At 71.2% G+C, this 16357-nt stretch carries 16 protein-coding genes and 1 tRNA gene; 4 read left to right on the top strand and 13 right to left on the bottom strand.

The annotated features are described in order from the left end of the window. Positions 1-51 precede the first annotated feature (51 nt). A complete protein-coding gene (locus tag RT2_RS25600; RefSeq protein WP_139191247.1) occupies positions 52-354 on the top strand; it encodes a hypothetical protein in 303 nt (100 codons plus the stop codon). Further along, positions 351-1139 (top strand): FAD:protein FMN transferase, encoded by a 789-nt coding sequence (locus RT2_RS20915; protein ID WP_245709472.1) that lies wholly within the window; start codon positions 351-353, stop codon positions 1137-1139. The genes RT2_RS25600 and RT2_RS20915 overlap by 4 nt, the downstream gene beginning before the upstream one ends. A 4-nt stretch (positions 1140-1143) precedes the next feature. Here the strand turns inward: RT2_RS20915 and ilvA are convergent, their stop codons facing one another. The 3 genes from ilvA to RT2_RS20930 all read right to left on the bottom strand — a co-directional run bounded on the left by ilvA (position 1144) and on the right by RT2_RS20930 (position 5040). After that, positions 1144-2364 carry a threonine ammonia-lyase gene (gene ilvA, locus RT2_RS20920; RefSeq protein ID WP_072846728.1) on the bottom strand — a complete coding sequence of 407 codons (1221 nt, stop codon included), beginning with the start codon at positions 2362-2364 and terminating at the stop codon, positions 1144-1146. Between the two features lie 83 nt (positions 2365-2447). Then, on the bottom strand, positions 2448-3590 hold the full coding sequence (locus RT2_RS20925; protein ID WP_072846729.1) for a cystathionine gamma-synthase: 1143 nt from the start codon (positions 3588-3590) through the stop codon (positions 2448-2450). Positions 3591-3657: 67 nt separating this feature from the next. Then, positions 3658-5040, bottom strand: a complete 1383-nt coding sequence (locus RT2_RS20930) for a cystathionine beta-synthase (protein WP_072846730.1) — start codon at positions 5038-5040, stop codon at positions 3658-3660. A gap of 120 nt (positions 5041-5160) precedes the next feature. On the opposite strand from RT2_RS20930, the gene RT2_RS20935 reads away from it, so the two are divergent. Both RT2_RS20935 and RT2_RS20940 read left to right on the top strand, forming a co-directional pair. Further along, a complete protein-coding gene (locus RT2_RS20935) occupies positions 5161-6219 on the top strand; it encodes an SGNH/GDSL hydrolase family protein (protein ID WP_092776323.1) in 1059 nt (352 codons plus the stop codon). A gap of 64 nt (positions 6220-6283) precedes the next feature. After that, entirely contained in the window at positions 6284-7501 is a 1218-nt protein-coding gene (locus RT2_RS20940; RefSeq protein ID WP_072846731.1) for an acetyl-CoA C-acetyltransferase, read from the top strand. 75 nt (positions 7502-7576) lie between these two features. Here RT2_RS20940 and RT2_RS20945 read toward each other — a convergent pair whose 3' ends face one another. The 10 genes from RT2_RS20945 to RT2_RS20990 all read right to left on the bottom strand — a co-directional run. Next, positions 7577-8446 (bottom strand): hypothetical protein, encoded by an 870-nt coding sequence (locus RT2_RS20945; protein ID WP_072846732.1) that lies wholly within the window; start codon positions 8444-8446, stop codon positions 7577-7579. A 155-nt stretch (positions 8447-8601) separates the two neighbouring features. Next, on the bottom strand, positions 8602-9453 hold the full coding sequence (locus RT2_RS20950) for a Bax inhibitor-1/YccA family protein (RefSeq protein ID WP_072846733.1): 852 nt from the start codon (positions 9451-9453) through the stop codon (positions 8602-8604). A gap of 205 nt (positions 9454-9658) precedes the next feature. Then, positions 9659-10795 (bottom strand): class I SAM-dependent methyltransferase, encoded by a 1137-nt coding sequence (locus tag RT2_RS20955; RefSeq protein WP_083577528.1) that lies wholly within the window; start codon positions 10793-10795, stop codon positions 9659-9661. Positions 10796-10826: 31 nt separating this feature from the next. Next, positions 10827-11516 (bottom strand): nitroreductase, encoded by a 690-nt coding sequence (locus tag RT2_RS20960; RefSeq protein ID WP_072846735.1) that lies wholly within the window; start codon positions 11514-11516, stop codon positions 10827-10829. An 83-nt stretch (positions 11517-11599) separates the two neighbouring features. Further along, entirely contained in the window at positions 11600-12415 is an 816-nt protein-coding gene (locus RT2_RS20965; protein WP_072846736.1) for a M23 family metallopeptidase, read from the bottom strand. A 282-nt stretch (positions 12416-12697) separates the two neighbouring features. Further along, the gene (locus tag RT2_RS20970; RefSeq protein WP_072846747.1) at positions 12698-13336 is read right to left on the bottom strand and encodes a M23 family metallopeptidase; all 639 of its coding nucleotides are present in this window, start codon (positions 13334-13336) and stop codon (positions 12698-12700) included. An 871-nt stretch (positions 13337-14207) separates the two neighbouring features. After that, a tRNA-Leu gene (locus RT2_RS20975) sits at positions 14208-14284 on the bottom strand. Between the two features lie 41 nt (positions 14285-14325). Continuing rightward, positions 14326-15282 carry a Ppx/GppA phosphatase family protein gene (locus RT2_RS20980; RefSeq protein WP_072846737.1) on the bottom strand — a complete coding sequence of 319 codons (957 nt, stop codon included), beginning with the start codon at positions 15280-15282 and terminating at the stop codon, positions 14326-14328. Then, positions 15279-15830, bottom strand: coding sequence for a DUF501 domain-containing protein (locus RT2_RS20985; RefSeq protein WP_072846738.1), 552 nt, complete (start codon positions 15828-15830; stop codon positions 15279-15281). The genes RT2_RS20980 and RT2_RS20985 overlap by 4 nt, the downstream gene beginning before the upstream one ends. Then, positions 15827-16357, bottom strand: a 531-nt coding sequence (locus RT2_RS20990) for an FtsB family cell division protein (RefSeq protein ID WP_371851190.1), incomplete at its 5' end; no start/stop codon positions are given. The genes RT2_RS20990 and RT2_RS20985, both read right to left, overlap by 4 nt.

Consider the following 16357-nt stretch of genomic DNA (forward strand, 5'->3'; position numbering starts at 1 on the left):
TGCCAGCCAAAGTTCAGACAGTTCTCAGGAACGAGGCGGAGGCTGGAGTTCGTGAGCGTCACGCCGTCAGCACCACAACCCGTCCCGGGCCGTCCCGTCGACCAGCAGAGCGTCGAATCGGCCAACCACCCTCACCGGCCCTCCCGGGTACGACGCGCGATCGCGGCGTCCGGAGTGGTCGGGGCCCTGGGCCTCGGGTCGCTCGGTGTCGGTTCGCTGGCCGCCGCGCCCCTCGCCCTCGGCGCCGCAGCCGTCGCCGGGCAGTCGGTCTCCGCGTCCCGGGTCCTCGCGCCGGCCGCTCCAGTGGTCCGCGCCGGCACCGGACGCTTCGACGTCATCTCGGGTGGGTCGTGACCGCGGTCGTGGACAAGGCCACCAAGAGCTGGTCCATGTGGGGCGTACGGGCGACGGTGGTGGTCGCCGACCCTGCCCTCCTCGATTCCGCATGGCACCTGGTGCGCGGGCACCTCGCCGGCGCCGATGTCGTCGCCAACGGGATCCGCGAGGACTCCGAGCTGGCAGCACTCAACAATGCGGCAGGTCGGCCCGTGCGCTTGAGTGCTGCACTGGCACAACAGGTTCGGCGAGCACTCGAGGCCGCCGAGCTCACCGACGGCGCCCTCGACCCCGTCGTCGACGCGCCGCGGCCGCGCGCCTGGCGGTCGGTCGTGGTGCACGACGGCGAGGTCACCCTGCCGGCCGGCACAGCCCTCGACCTGACCGCGACGTCACGCCCGGTCACCGCGGACCGCTGCGCGGAGGAGGTCGCGACCCTGCTCGGCTGCGGGGTCCTGGTCGGTCTCGGCGGCGACGTGTCCACCGCCGGACCGCAACCGGACCCCGGCTGGCAGATCAAGGTCGAGGACCTGCCCGGTGACCCGTCCTGCCAGGTGTCGATCCCGTCCGGGTACGGCCTGGCCACCGCGAGCACCGTCTCCCCGTTGCACCCGCACCCCGACGAACCGCCCCGCTGGCGGACCGTCACGGTGGTCGCCGAGTCCGCGTTCCGCGCGGCGGCGGCCGGCAAGGCCGCGGTGCGGATGGGCGACGGCGCGACCGCCTGGCTCCGGCAACTGCAGTTGCCCGCGCGCCTGGTGGACCGGGACCGCCACGTCACCCGCCTCGGCGGCTGGCCGTGACCTCTCAGTCCTGGACCCGCACCTCGTAGCCCGCGGCATCGAGCGCGGCCAGCACCTGGGCGCGGTGGTCGGGGCCGCGGGTCTCCACGGTGAGCAGCACCTCCACCTCGTTGAGGTCCAGCGCGGCGCCGGTGCGCGAGTGCCACACGTCGACGACGCTCGCACCGGACGCTCCGACCTTCTCCAGCAGCGTGGCCAGTCCGCCGGGCCGGTCCGGGATCCGTACCCGCACAGCGAGGTACCGCCCGGCCGCACCGAGGCCGTGGGTGAGCACATGAGTCAACAGCAGCGGGTCGATGTTGCCGCCGGAGAGCACCGCGCACACCGGACCGTCCGCCGCGAGCAGCCCGGACTGCCCGGTGAGCAGCGCCGCCACCGCGGCGGCACCGGCCGGTTCGACGACCAGCTTGGCCCGTTCCATGCACAGCAGCAGCGCCCGCGAGAGCGCGTCCTCACCGACCGTCACCACCTCGTCGACGAGCGCCGCGACGTGCACGAACGGCACCGCCCCCGGCAGGCCCACCGCGATGCCGTCGGCGACGGTCGACAACGACTGCGCGGCAAGGGGTCTGCCCGCCGCCAGCGAACCCGGCCAGGACGCCGCCTGCGCCGCCTGCACGCCGACGACCCGAATCTCCGGGCGGACGGCCTTCACCGCGGCCGCGATGCCGGCGAGCAGTCCCCCGCCGCCGGTCGGCACCAGGATCGTGCCGACGTCGGGCACCTGGTCGAGGATCTCCACACCGACCGTGGCCTGGCCGGCCACCACGTCGGCGTGGTCGAAGGGGTGGATGAGGATCGCGCCGGTCCGCTCGGCGTGGTCGCGGGCCGCCACCAACGCCTCGTCGACGGTCCCGCCACGCAGGTGCACCGTCGCGCCGTAGGCCCGGGTCGCGACGAGCTTCGGCAGCGACGCCCCGACCGGCATGAACACGGTCGCCTCGACCCCCAGCAGGCCCGCCGCCCAGGCCACCCCCTGCGCATGGTTGCCGGCGCTGGCCGCCACCACCCCGCGGGCCCGTTCCGCCGGGCTCAGGTTCGCCATCCGGCAGTAGGCGCCACGCACCTTGAACGATCCTGTGTGCTGCAGGTTCTCGCACTTGAGCAGGACCTCGTGACCGGTCCGCTCGGACAGCACCCGGGACTGCAGCATCGGGGTCCGGCGCACCACCGGCCGCAGCAGCGCTGCGGCCTCCGCGATCTGTTCCCGTGTCACCAACTCCATCACGCCACCCTAGGCGGCGATGCTGCTCGTGCGTGGTTGACCGGTCCGTGGACACGTCAACCACGCACGGGCAGCGGAGCTGCCTACGCCAGCGCCTGCGCCACGTCGGCGAGCAGGTCCGCGGCGTCCTCGATGCCGACGGACAGGCGCACCAGGTCGTCCGGCACCTCCAGAGCCGAACCGGCGGTCGACGCGTGCGTCATCGCGCCGGGGTGCTCGATCAGCGACTCGACGCCGCCGAGAGACTCGGCGAGCGTGAAGATCTCAGTGCGCGAGCAGAAGTCGAGCGCCGCCTGCTTGCCCCCGGCGAGCCGGACCGAGATCATGCCGCCGAACCGGCGCATCTGCTTGTCGGCGACCTTGTGGCCGGGGTGCGACTCGAGGCCCGGGTAGATGACCTGGGAGACGGCGGCGTGCCCGGCGAGCAGCTCGACCACCCGCTCGGCGTTGTCGCAGTGCCGGTCCATCCGCAGCGCGAGGGTCTTGATGCCGCGCATGGTCAGGAACGCGTCGAACGGTCCGGGCACCGCGCCCGCACCGTTCTGCAGGAAGGCGAACTTGGTGTCGAGTTCCTCGTCGTCGGTGACGAGCGCGCCGCCCACCACGTCGGAGTGCCCGCCGATGTACTTGGTGGTCGAGTGCAGCGCGATGTCCGCACCCAGGCTCAACGGCTGCTGCAGGTACGGGGACGCAAAGGTGTTGTCCACCACCAGCTTCGCGCCGCCCTCGTGCGCGACCGCGGCGATGGCCTCGATGTCGCCGATGTTGAGGAGCGGGTTGGTCGGGGTCTCGACCCACACCAGCTTGGTGTTCGGCCGGATCGCCGCGCGGACCGCATCGACGTCGGACACCGCGGCGGGGGTGTACTCGATCCCCCACTCGGTGAACACCTTGTCGATCAGCCGGAAGGTTCCGCCGTACGCGTCGTTCGGGATCACCAGGTGATCGCCCGGCCGCAGCACCGACCGCAGCAGGCAGTCGGTGGCGGCCATGCCGGAGGCGAACGCGCGGCCGTAGGTGCCGGACTCGAGTGCCGCCAGGTTGGCCTCGAGCGGGCGCCGGGTCGGGTTGCCGGTGCGCGCGTACTCGAACCCGTTACGCATGCCGCCGACGCCGTCCTGGGCGAAGGTGGAACTCGCGTAGATCGGCACGTTCACCGCACCGGTCTGCGGGTCCGGCTCGTAGCCGGCGTGGATGGCCTTTGTGGAGAATCCCTGCTCGCTCATGCCGACCAGCCTAGCCAGCGGGCCGAGGGACCGGGCGACCAGAAGGGCCGCCCGGTCCGACGGAGGTTTACGATCCCGCGCTGAGGAACCCGAGCAGGTCGTGTCGGGTGATGACGCCGACCGGCTTGCCGTCCTCGACCACCATCAACGCGTCGGTGTCGCCGAGCGCCTTGGTCGCCGCGGTGACCGGCTCGCCGGCACCGATCAGCGGGAACGGCGCGCTCATGTGCTTCTCGACGGAGTCGGCGAGCTGCGCGCGGCCCTCGAAGACCGCGGAGAGCAGGTCGCGCTCGCTGACGCTGCCCGCCACCTCGCCGGCCATCACGGGCGGTTCCGCGCCGACCACCGGCATCTGCGAGACGCCGTACTCGCGGAGGATCTCGATCGCGTCGCGCAGGGTCTCCGACGGGTGCGTGTGCACCAGGTCCGGCAGCTCGCCGGACTTGGCGCGCAGCACGTCCCCGACGGTGGGCTCGTCGACGGTGCCGTCGAGCCGGCTGCGCAGGAAGCCGTACGAGGACATCCACTTGTCATTGAAGATCTTCGACAGGTAGCCGCGGCCGCCGTCGGGCAGCAGCACCACGATCACCGCGTCGGGCTCGCGCTCGGCGACGCGCAGCGCGGCCACCACGGCCATGCCGCAGGAGCCGCCGACCAGCAGGCCCTCCTCGCGGGCCAGGCGGCGGGTCATGTCGAACGAGTCGGCGTCGGAGACCGCGATGATCTCGTCCGGGATCGACGGGTCGTAGGCGGACGGCCAGAAGTCCTCGCCGACGCCCTCGACCAGGTACGGCCGGCCGGTGCCGCCGGAGTAGACCGAACCCTCGGGATCGGCGCCGATGACCTTGACCTTGCCGCCGGAGACCTCCTTGAGGTAGCGGCCGGTGCCGGTGATGGTTCCGCCGGTGCCGACGCCGGCGACGAAGTGCGTCACCTTGCCCTCGGTGTCCCGCCAGATCTCGGGTCCGGTGGTCTCGTAGTGGCTCGCGGGCCCGCCCGGGTTGGAGTACTGGTTGGGCTTCCAGCCGCCGGGCAGCTCGCGCGCCAGGCGGTCGGAGACGTTGTAGTAGCTGTCCGGGTGTTCCGGGGCGACCGCGGTCGGGCACACCACGACCTCGGCGCCGTACGCCTTGAGGACGTTGCGCTTGTCCTCGCTGACCTTGTCCGGGCAGACGAAGACACACTTGTAACCGCGCTGCTGCGCCACCAGCGCCAGCCCGATCCCGGTGTTGCCCGACGTCGGCTCGACGATGGTGCCGCCGGGCTTGAGCTCGCCCGATGCCTCGGCGGCGTCGATCATCTTGACCGCGATCCGGTCCTTGGAACTGCCGCCCGGGTTGAGGTACTCGATCTTGGCCGCCACCAGTCCCGAACCGGGGCCGACCACCGAATTCAGCTTGACCAGCGGAGTGTTTCCGATGAGGTCCACGACATGATCCGCGATGCGCATGGGTCCATGCTCCCAGAGCGCGCCGTATCGGCAACACCTGGTCCGCAGAACGACGCGGACGACACTTTCGCACTAGGTTTGTCGCCAGGCGGCCCACCCGGCGACGGAAGGTGTGTTGCGGTGCCCAGCAGCGGATGGAAGACGGCAACGAAGGCGGGCGCGGCGACGGCCGTCGCGGGGTCTTCGGCGGGAGCCGCCTCGTGGGCGCTGTACCGCTACCTCAACGGTCAGGCCTCCGCCGCGCGCGGTGTGATCGGCCGTAACGTCGCCAAGCCGCCCGAGGCCGACGGCATCTACACCGCCGGGTGCGCGGCGCCGCAGCGGTGGTGGCCGGGCGTCCCCTTCGACCTGCACCTGATGATCTTCGGCGACTCCACCGCCGCCGGGGTGGGCTGCGCCGGCGCCGAGGAGGTGCCCGGGGTGCGGCTGGCCCGGGGCCTCGCCGACGAGACGGGCAAGCGGGTGCGGCTGAGCACCAAGGCCATCGGCGGCGCCACCTCGAAGGGGCTCTGCGGCCAGATCGACGCGATGTTCGTCGCCGGACCGCCACCGGACGCCGCCGTGATCCTGATCGGCGCCAACGACGTGACCGCGAAGAACGCCGTGCACGCCTCCGCCCGCCGGCTCGGCGACGCGACGGCTCGGCTGCGCCGGGCGGGCAGCGTGGTCGTGGTCGGCACGTGCCCCGACCTGGGCGTGGTCACCGCGATCCCGCAGCCGCTGCGCACCGTCGTCCGGGAGTGGGGGCATCGGCTGGCGCGGGCGCAGGCGACGGCGGTGCTCACCAACGGCGGGCACCCGGTGCCCCTCGCGGACCTGCTGGCACCGGAGTTCCTCGCCGCCCCCGACGACATGTTCTCGGCGGACCGCTTCCACCCGTCGGCCGCGGGATACGACCTGGCCGCCCGGCAACTGCTGCCCGTGCTGGCGGCGGCTCTCGGTGAATGGGACGGCGGCCCGTTGCCGGACCTGCCCGCGGTGTCCGAGGCCGCCGAGTCGCGTCGGCTGGCATCGCGAATCACCCAGGCCGCCAACCGTTTCCTGTGGCGACGCGACAGCGCCCGACGCGACCGGCAGGGCGTCGACGGGGCCGTCGAGGTGGCACCGGAACCGACATCCGGGGTACTGAAAATCGTCGATGACCGACGGCGTCGCCAGCGCGCGGAAAGCGCCACGTAACGTCTGGGTCAAATCCACCGTGTGTGGCACCCACCACGCACACCGATTACTGCAAGGAGTTCTCATGCCTGAGGCCGTCATTGTCTCCGCTGTACGTTCGCCCATCGGCCGCGCCGGCAAGGGTTCGCTCAAGGACATCCGTCCCGACGACCTGGCCGCCCAGATGGTCGCCGCAGCGCTCGCGAAGATCCCCGAGCTGGATCCCACCGAGATCGACGACCTGATGATGGGCTGTGGCCAGCCCGGCGGCCAGTCCGGCTACAACATCGCCAAGGTCGTCGCGACCACGCTCGGCTACGACTTCCTGCCCGGCGTCACCGTCAACCGCTACTGCTCCTCCTCGCTGCAGACCACCCGGATGGCCATGCACGCCATCCGCGCGGGCGAGGGCGACGTGTTCATCTCCGCGGGTGTCGAGTCCGTCTCGTCCTTCTCCACCGGCACCGCCGACGGCTGGCCGAACACCAAGAACGCCCTGTACGCCGAGGCGCAGGCCCGCACCGAGCTGGGCGCCCAGGGCGGCATCGCCTGGTCCGACCCGCGCGAGGCCGGCCTGATCCCGGACGTCTACATCGGCATGGGCCAGACCGCCGAGAACGTCGCCTCACTCACCGGCATCAGCCGTGAGGACCAGGACCGCTGGGGCGTCCGCAGCCAGAACCGCGCGGAGGAGGCCATCAACCGCGGCTTCTTCGCCAAGGAGATCACCCCGGTCACCCTCGCCGACGGCACCGTCGTCTCCACCGACGACGGCCCGCGCGCCGGCACCAGCTACGAGAAGATCAGCCAGCTCAAGCCGGTCTTCCGTCCCGACGGCTCCGTCACCGCCGGCAACGCCTGCCCGCTCAACGACGGTGCCGCCGCGCTCGTCATCATGAGCGACACCAAGGCGAAGGCCCTCGGCCTGACCCCGCTGGCGCGCGTTGTCGCCACCGCCGCGACCGGCCTGTCCCCCGAGATCATGGGCCTGGGTCCGATCGAGGCCGTCAAGAAGGCCCTCGGCTACGCGAAGATGACCACCTCGGACATCGACCTGTACGAGATCAACGAGGCGTTCGCGGTGCAGGTCCTCGGCTCCGCCCGCGCGCTCGACCTCGACGAGGACAAGATCAACGTCTCCGGTGGCGCGATCGCCCTGGGCCACCCGTTCGGCATGACCGGAGCCCGCATCACCAACACGCTGATCAACAACCTGCGTGAGCAGGACAAGACCTTCGGCGTCGAGACCATGTGCGTCGGCGGCGGCCAGGGCATGGCGATGGTGCTCGAGCGCCTCAGCTAGTCCTTCTGCACCACCACGAACGGGCGGTTACCGGGACAACGGCCGAGAGGCCTCCCCGGTAACCGCCCGTTCGTTTCATACCGGGGCCCCGGCGGCGAGCAGTTTCTCGCGAACCCGCCGGATCAGCGCGGCCGGTCGGTCGTAGAGCAACTCTGCTCCGACCCGCACAACGGCCCAGCCGAGCGCCTCGATTCTCGCCAGTCGCTCGATGTCCCACGCCCGCTGGCGGCGCTGCTTCCAGTGGTGTTCGCCGTCGTACTCCACGAGCACCCGCCACTCCCGCCAGCCCAGGTCGGAGCGGGCGAACTCCCAGCCGTCCTCACCGACGATCACGATCTGCGTCTCCGGCCGGGGCAGCCCGGCGTCGATGATCTCCAACCGGGTGTGGGTCTCGGGCGGGGACTCGGCACCGCCGTCGGCATCGGCGAGGAACGACCGCAGCGCCGTGACTCCGCGAGCACCGGGGTGCCGGTCCGCGAGCATGCCTACTTCTTCCGGCTTCAGGCCGGTCGCATGGCAGAGCGCGTCGAGCGCCACGATCGCCTCGCGCCGCGGTAGCCGTCGGCCGAGGTCGAACGCCGCCCGGGCCGGCGTCGCGACCCGCATTCCCTCGACGAAGGTGCTCTCACCCGGTTCGAGGCGGTAGTCGTGCACAAGCAGGTTCGGGGCCGGCCGGTGATGGCCCGACCTGATCACCTCGGCGGGAGCGGATACGTCGATCCACTTGGAACCGTGCAGGGCCGCCGCCGAGAACCCGGTGAGGACTGCGTTCGGAGCAACGAAGACCCAGGCGGCACGGGCCCGCATCGCGGCGGTGAGCTCTACCCGTTTGGCCACGTAGACGTCGCGGTAGATGCGGGCGAAGTCATGGCGAAGTTGGTGTTCGGTGACCAGCCCCGCCGCAATGGCGCTCGATCCCCGAAACGGTGCGTCGTGTGCCCCCATCGGCTCACCATGCCGCCTCGGCGATGCGCGATCCCGGCGAACCGTCGACCTGTGGACAACCGCGAATCGATCCACAACGCCGAACGGGCGGTTACCGGGGAGGCCTCTCGGCCGTTGTCCCGGTAACCGCCCGTTCGGGGGTTGAGCGCGTGCGACTAGTCGCTGTTGAAGTAGCTCAGCAGGCGCAGGATCTCGACGTACAGCCAGACCAGGGTGACGGTCAGGCCGAACGCGACGCCCCAGGCCGCCTTCTCCGGCGCCTGGGCGCGGATCAGCTGGTCGGCGGCGTCGAAGTCCAGCAGGAAGCTGAACGCGGCGAGACCGATGCAGACGAGGCTGAAGATGATCGCCACGGCGCCACCGTCGCGCAGGCCGAGGCCGCCCGGGGTGAAGAAGCTGGCGACGATGTTGCCGAGCGCCAGGACCAGCACGCCGATCATGCCGCCGATCAGCATCCGGGTGAACCGCGGCGTGACGCGGATGGCGCCGGTCTTGTAGACCACCAGCATGCCGAAGAACACACCGAAGGTGCCGAGCACGGCCTGCGCGATGAGCGTGCCGCCGCCCGCACCCTGGAAGGTGATGTCGGTGAACATGAACGAGAGCGCACCGAGGAAGAAGCCCTCCGCGACCGCGTATGCGAGGACGATCGCCGGGTTGTCCATCTTCCGGCCGAAGGTGGCCACCAGGACCAGCACCAGGCCGATCAGGCCGCCGCCGATCACGAACGGCGTCGCGAGGTTCACGTCGTTGTTGACCAGGAAGTACGAGATGATCGCCGAGATGGACAGCACACCGAGCGTGATGCCGGTCTTGGTGACCACGTCGTCGATGGTCATGGCCCGCTGCGCCGGACCGGTGGTGTAGGGCTCGGCCTGGGTGTACTGCGGCTGGCCGAACTGCTGGCTCATCTGCCCGGCGCCCGCCGTGGCAGAACCGAACGAGGCGTATCCGCCGCCCTCCTGTTTGGGGAGGTTGCGGAACACCGGGTTGCTGGAGGTGCGCACCGTGCGTGTCCCTTCTTCTTCTGGCTCGCTGTGAGCCGGGTCGGGCCGCTGTGGCCCGACCGCTCCGGGAAAATCCCGTTTGGGTGGATCTGTTGCTGGTAAAACGACTGGCCCCGCCGGTTGGTTCCCGCGCCTGGTCGGCGGCGAAATTCCTCGGACGGACAATTCGGACTCTACCGTCCGCACCGTCAGCGCGTGTGGTCCGCTACGCGTCGCGGACCGAGCGGGTGACGGTGAACTTGGCGTTCCGCGCCACCTGCTCGGTCGACCCGACGAACGAGCGCAGCGGTCCCCGGTAGCCCAGGTGCGAGTTGTAGACGGTCCACAGTTCCCCGCCCGGGCGCAGCACCCGGCCCGCGGCCCGGAACATCGCGAGGGCCCCGCCGGTGTGCACGGCGGCGCCGACGTGGAAGGGCGGGTTGCACACCACCAGGTCCACCGAGGCGTCCGCGAGGGTGGACATGGCGTCGTCGCGCAGGGCGGTCACCCGGTCCTCGACGCCGTTCGCGCGGGCCGTGGCGGCCGCCGAGGCGACGGCGGCGGCGGACTGGTCGGTGGCGATCACCGTCAGCTCCGGTCTCGCCGTCGCCAGGGAGACGGCGAGAATCCCGGTCCCGCAGCCGAGGTCGACCGCGGTGGCGGCGTCGGGGCTCATCCGCGGCAGCTGGTCGAGCAGGAACCGGGTGCCGATGTCGAGTTTGGTGCCGGCGAAGGCGGCGCCGTGCGCGACCACCTCGAGGCCGAGCTCGTCGAGCCGTTCGCGCCGCGGGTAGCCGGGGGTCGACGCCGCCGGGAGGGCGCCGCGGGCCACGAGCACCCGCGCCTTCTGCCGACCCAAGGTGGCGTGGACGTCCGCGAAGCTGCGCGCGAGCACCTCGTTCATCGCGACCGACAGGTGCTTGACGCGACCGCCGCCGTAGACCACCACGTCCGGGTCGGCGTGGCGGGCAACGGTTTCCGCGATCTCCTCGAGCTCGGCGAGACTGCGGGGCAGTTGCAGCAGCACCACCTTCGCACCGGCGAGCAGCTCCGCGTCGAGCCCGCAGGACCGGTAGCTGCCGGCCAGCCCGGCGCGCTCCGCGTTCGCGGCGAGCGCCTGCTCCCCGGTCAGCGGGTCCTGGTGCACGCGGGGCGAGCGCACCCCGAAGCCGGCGACCGCGCCGAGGGTCAGCGCGCCGTACCGGTCGCCGATCACCGCGACCGTCCCCGGCTGCGCCGCGAGCAGCGCGGCGCCCGCCTCGTCGAGGATCAGGCGGTCCGCACCGTCCACGGCGAACAGGTTCGGCGCCTCGACGTCGGGGAACCTACGCAGCTGGGACAGGAGATCTTCGGGGACCGGCACGCGTACCAGTGTTTCAGGTGGCCGGCCGGGCCTACTCGGACACCCAGGTCGCGGTCGCGTCGACGGCGGCGCGGGTGGTGCGGAAGTTGTTCGCCGGGTGGTCGAGGTCGGGGTAGCCGAACGAGATCGCGCACACCACGAGCCGGTCGTCGGGCAGCGCGAAGAACTCCCGCAGGTACTTCGAACTGCCGGCGAGGGCGGCCTGCGGGATGGTCGCGACGCCGAGGCTCTGCGCGGCCAGCAGGAAGGTGGTGACGTAGAGGCCGCAGTCGACGGCGCCGTAGGTGCCCAGCGCCTCGTCGGTGGTGATCACCGCGACGTGCGGGGCGCCGAACAGGTCGAAGTTCTTCATCGTCTGCTCGGCCGACGCGGCCCGGTCGCCCGCGACGCCGACGCTCGAGTACAGCGCCATCGCGCACTCGCGTCGGCGGTCCTGGTAGACGCCGCGGTACTCGCGGGGGAAGGCGAGGTCCGGCTCCTGCGGCGCGGACCGCACGTACGCGGCCAGGCCGTCCCTGAAGCGGTCGGTGGCCGCGCCCTCGGTGACGGCGACCTGCCACGGCTGGGTGTTACACCAGGACGGGGTGCGCTGGGCCAGCGCGAGGATCTGCTCGATCACCTCGTGCGGCACGGGCTCCGGAGTGAAGGATCGGCAGCTGTAGCGGTCGGCGAGGAGCGCCGACAGCGTCTGCTCCTGGTTGGACACGATCGTCTCGGTCACGCGGCAACTCCTCGGGTGTTCGGGGCCGGCTCGTCGCCGATCCTCATCGCACCTTATGGAATTGATTCCAGTCTGACCAGCGGTCAGGCGTTGCGGCCGAGCCAGGTGACGGAGACGCCGCGGTCACGCAGCCACTTCCCGGGGTCCACCTTGTTGCCGTTCGTGTCCCACACCTCGAAGTGCAGGTGCGGTCCGGTGGACTGACCGCGGTTGCCCACGGTCGCGATCTGGTCTCCGGCGCTGACCCGCTGGCCCTCGTAGACCTGGTAGTCGTTGACGTGGCCGTAGACGGTGATGGTGCCGTCGTCGTGCTGCACCCGCACCCACAGCCCGAAGCCGGAGGCCGCGCCGGCGGAGATGACGGTGCCGTCGGCCGCGGCGAGCACCGGGGTGCCGATCGGCGCGGCGACGTCGAGCCCGCCGTGGTGGGCTCCCCAGCGGGAACCGAAGTCGGAGGTCAGGGTCCCGGAGACCGGCTGCACGGTGCGCGCCTTCAGCGGGGCGGCGGTCTTGAGCTGGTCGTTGGCCCACTGCTGAGCGGCCGCGACACCCCCACCGAGGTCCGGCAGGGCGATCGGGGAACCCATGTCGATGCTCTCGGGCAGCTCGATGCCGGGTAGCTCGACGCCCTCGGGCAGCTCGATGTGGGTCGGGAGGGCGACACCGGCGGGCAGCACGCCCGCGGGCAGCGTCGGGAGGGCGATGACGGGGGCGGCCGACGCGGTGGCCGCGCCCAACTGCGCGCCGCCGGCGAGGACGGCGCCGGTGGCGGCGGCCACGGTCGCGGCCTTCACACCCGCACCGTTACGCGGTGCGGCGACGCGGTGGCGTCCGCGGATGGGGCCGGCGTCGATCGTGAACACGTTGGATCGACTGCCTGACCTGCGGTGATCGCCCACGGTAAGTACCTCGTCACATCGGGTTGGGGGCGACCTCGGTTGTGGCCTGTGCCCTTGTCCGCGATCGAAGATAACAAAACGATATCGACCGCGTCCACCGTAACCGAATCTTGATGTTGTAACGCGTTCTCGCCATGACTGGGAGCGTGTCTGCTATGCACTCGGCCATGAAGAGGGCCGTTGCCGTGCCCCGCACGACCTCCACAGCGGACCAGACCTGGAACACGACAGCGGCCGCCCAGCAGGGAACCTGCTGAGCGGCCGCTCGTCTTGCGTCTGGCTCTACGACCAGGTCACCGCGACACCACGCTGCGCCAACCACACGTTGGGGTCGACCTGGTTGCCGTTCGGATCCCACACCTCGAAGTGCAGGTGCGGCCCGGTCGACTGACCACGGTTGCCGACGGTCGCGATCTGCTGGCCCGCGACGACCCGCTGGCCGACGTTCACGAGGTATTCGTTGACATGGCCGTAGACGGTGATGGTGCCGTCGTCGTGACGCACGCGCACCCACAGCCCGAACCCGGAGGCCGTTCCTGCGTTGATGACCTCACCGTCGGCGGCTGCCAGCACCGGGGTGCCGATGCCGGCCGCGATGTCGACTCCGCCGTGATGCGAGCCCCAGCGTGCGCCGTACCCGGAGGAGAGCTTGCCCGAGACCGGCTGAACAGTTAGCGCCTTGGACGGCACGGCCGACGAGTTGGGCGGAAGGACTGCCTTGAGCTGGTCGTCGAACCACCGCTGCGCGGCGGCGGCGTCGGGCAGCGGGGCCGGGGCCGGCAGCGCGGGGAGCGCGGCACCCGCGGGCAACGGAGGAAGGGCGACCGGTGCGGCGGACGCGGTGGCGACGCCGAACGGCACACCCCCGGCCAGGATGGCGCCGGTGACGGCGGCGATGGCGACACCCTTGGCACGGCCCAGTCCGCGACGCTGCGGGGCGGACGAACGGGCGGCGAGCGAACTGGAGCGATGGAACGTGCTGCGGAGAGTTCCCACAGTTAACACCTCGTTCTTTGTCGGCTGGGCCCGGTCTCCGACAGGTTGCGGACTCGGGCTTTCGTTGGCGACAAAGTTACGAACGGATCTCAATTCTGTCGATCGTGACCGACTCGTTATCAAAAATTGATCTTGTTTTACGCCGTCAACTGATATAGGGATTCCGCTGGTCAACGCACGTTCGTAGCGACACGCAGGAATATCTGTGACCTCGGGCACAGTTCGGCCAAATGGGGCGGTCGATCGGGTGGGACCGCAGCGCAAGGCCGTGCCGGCACGCCGATACGCGGGGCCGAGACGACTCGGACTTGGTCGATGACGATCTCGAAGGTCCGCTCCAACGGCGGCGCCTCGGGTTCGACTGGAACCGACTGTCCGCCGCCTGCATGACCTGCCGCGATGTGTGGACTACCGGCATGACCAGCGCATTGTGTGCACGCACATGTGCGCTACTGCTCGCTCAGTTGTGGGCAGAGTGCGGGCACGGCACGCCCTTTTGTCTGCGTTCGACTACTCCCGACAGGCGGTACCCCGGGCCGGATGCGGGCATGCGCGCACCGGCCCCGGGCCGGTACCCGAACCCCGACGTTTCCGACTCGTTGCGGTACGGGGGTGGCCAGCAGTGGACCCCCGTGCAAGCGACTGGCGAACCGACCATTCCGGGGCCCACCCTCGCCGATCGTGAGCCGACGAAGCGCGGCGCGAAGGTCGCCGGCGGCCCGCCTAGGCGGTCGTGGCCCTCGCGGGAGCGTGTCAGGGATGCTCGGGCGCACCTCGGCGGTGAGCATCCAATCGGTGGTGCCCCCAGTCGGACTCGAACCGACACTTGGCGGATTTTAAGTCCGCTGCCTCTGCCAATTGGGCTATGGGGGCGAGGGGTTCCCCGCCCGCAGGCGGAGAACCTCGATGAAACCTCAGGCCGACGCGGCCAGGACCGACAACGCGATCCCGTCGAGGATGTCGTGCTCGCTGACGATCAGCTCGCCGATGCCGGCGCGGCGGGCGAGCTCCCTGCCGAGGACGTCGGCGACGATCGCACCGCCGCCGATGACATCGACGCGGCCCGGGTGAATGGTGGCGATCGCGGCGCGCTGCTCGTGCGTCATGTGCAAAAGGCTGTGGTTGACCTCGTGCAGCCGCTCCAGCGACATCCGCGACAGGTGCACCCGCTCCGCGTCGTACTCCGGTAGGTCCAACGACACGGCGGCGAGGGTGGTCATGGTGCCCGCGACACCGACCCAGGTGCGCGCCTGCTCGACGGGCACCCGGTCGAACGCCTCACCGAGCTTCTCGGCCGCGAAGGCCTGCGCCGCCTCGACCTGCTCGGCCGTCGGCGGGTCGTCGTGCAGGCAGCGTTCGGTGAGACGGACACAGCCGATGTCGGTCGAGTACGCGGCGTGCACCCCTCCCCCGTCGCCGAGGACCAGCTCGGTGGAACCGCCTCCGAGGTCGACGACCACGAAAGGCCCTGCCGCCGGGTCGAGTTCACCGACCGCGCCGGCGAACGACAGCCGTGCCTCCTCGTCGCCGGAGATCACCTCGGCCTCGGCGCCGGCGATCACCGCGCCGAGCACCTCGCGGGTCATCGCGAAGAAGTCCTCGCGGTTCGCGGCGTCCCGGGTGGCCGACGTCGCGACCATCCGCACCGCGCCCGCCCCGGACTCCCGAATCATCCCGGCGTACTCCTCGAGGGCGACGCGGGTGCGCTCGATCGCCTCGGGTGCGAACTGCCCGGTGGCGTCGACGCCCTGCCCCAGCCGGACCACCCGCATCTCGCGGCGCACGTCGTGCAACCGGCCGGCGTCGTCGGAGTCCGCGATCAGCAGCCTGATCGAGTTGGTGCCGCAGTCGATGGCCGCGACGCGGGTCATTCGCCCTCCGCCGTCGGCGGCTGGTACTTGGGCCAGTCCGCGGGGATCGCGGTCCCGCGCAGCTTGCCCTCCGCGGCCAGCGCCACCGACTCGTCGCCGAGCGGGTTGACACCCGGGCCCTTCGCGAGCGAGTGCGCCATCAGCACGTGCAGGCACTTGACCCGGTCCGGCATGCCGCCGCCGGTGAAATCGGTTCCGAGAGACTCGATCTCGTTTCGCTCGGCCAGGTAGGACTCGTACGCCCGCCGGTACGCCGCGGCCAGTTCCGGGTCCGTCCCGAGGCGCTCGGTCATCTCCCGCATCACCCCGGCGGACTCCTGTCGGCTCGCCTCCGCGGTGAGCCTCGGATCCGTCAAGTAGTACAGCGTGGGGAACGGCGTGCCGTCGGGCAGTCGCGGCGCGGTCTTCACCACACCGGGGGCGCCGTCCGGGGCGCGGTACGCGATGGCGAGCACGCCGCGCGGGTCGCGGCCCAGCTGTGCGGCGACCGCGTCCAGGTCCTCGCGGGGAATCTCGGGGGTGGAATTGTTCTCGGTCGGCTCGGTCACCGGACTGGCCCTCCTTGTTGATCAGGCATGGTCATCGATCCCGCAGGGGCGGGCGCGGGCGCCGGGGGCGCGGGTGGCACCGGCCCGGCCGGGGTCGGCTCGGGCTCGGGCTGCGGCTCGGCGATCGGACGCCACAGGTTGGTGTACCAGGAGCCGCCGTCGTGCTTCGGCTTGTTCACCTTCTCCACCGGCGGCGCGACCGCACCCGGCAGTTGCACCTGGTACGGGGTCTCGCCCGGCATCACGTACTGCAGGCGGTCGCGGGCCTGCGCCTTGATGTGCGCCGGGTCGTCGTTCTGCTGCTTCTCTCGGGTCAGCCGGGCGACGTCGTCCTCCAGCTGGGCCCGCTCGGCGGCCACCTGGTCGGCGTCGGCCCGCTGGGTGAGGTAGGTGCGCAGCGGCATCGCCAGGGTCAGCGCGACCGCGCACACCACCACGGCCAGCACCACGGCACGCGCGGTGGACAACCCCAGGAAGGTCCGCTCCGGCGCGGAGCCGTCACCGTCGCGCCGCGAGCCGCGCCGGCG

Source organism: Rhodococcus tukisamuensis NBRC 100609 (assembly GCF_001894985.1).
GTDB classification, from domain to species: domain Bacteria; phylum Actinomycetota; class Actinomycetes; order Mycobacteriales; family Mycobacteriaceae; genus Rhodococcus_G; species Rhodococcus_G tukisamuensis.

Excerpts from the sequence above, each read along its gene's own strand:
- RT2_RS20940 (WP_072846731.1), top strand. The coding sequence starts at position 6,284 with ATGCCTGAGGCCGTCATTGTCTCCGCTGTACGTTCGCCCATCGGCCGC.
- ilvA (WP_072846728.1), bottom strand. The coding sequence starts at position 2,364 with ATGGAGTTGGTGACACGGGAACAGATCGCGGAGGCCGCAGCGCTGCTG.
- RT2_RS20945 (WP_072846732.1), bottom strand. The coding sequence starts at position 8,446 with ATGGGGGCACACGACGCACCGTTTCGGGGATCGAGCGCCATTGCGGCG.
- RT2_RS20930 (WP_072846730.1), bottom strand. The coding sequence starts at position 5,040 with ATGCGCATCGCGGATCATGTCGTGGACCTCATCGGAAACACTCCGCTG.
- RT2_RS20925 (WP_072846729.1), bottom strand. The coding sequence starts at position 3,590 with ATGAGCGAGCAGGGATTCTCCACAAAGGCCATCCACGCCGGCTACGAG.
- RT2_RS20980 (WP_072846737.1), bottom strand. The coding sequence starts at position 15,282 with ATGACCCGCGTCGCGGCCATCGACTGCGGCACCAACTCGATCAGGCTG.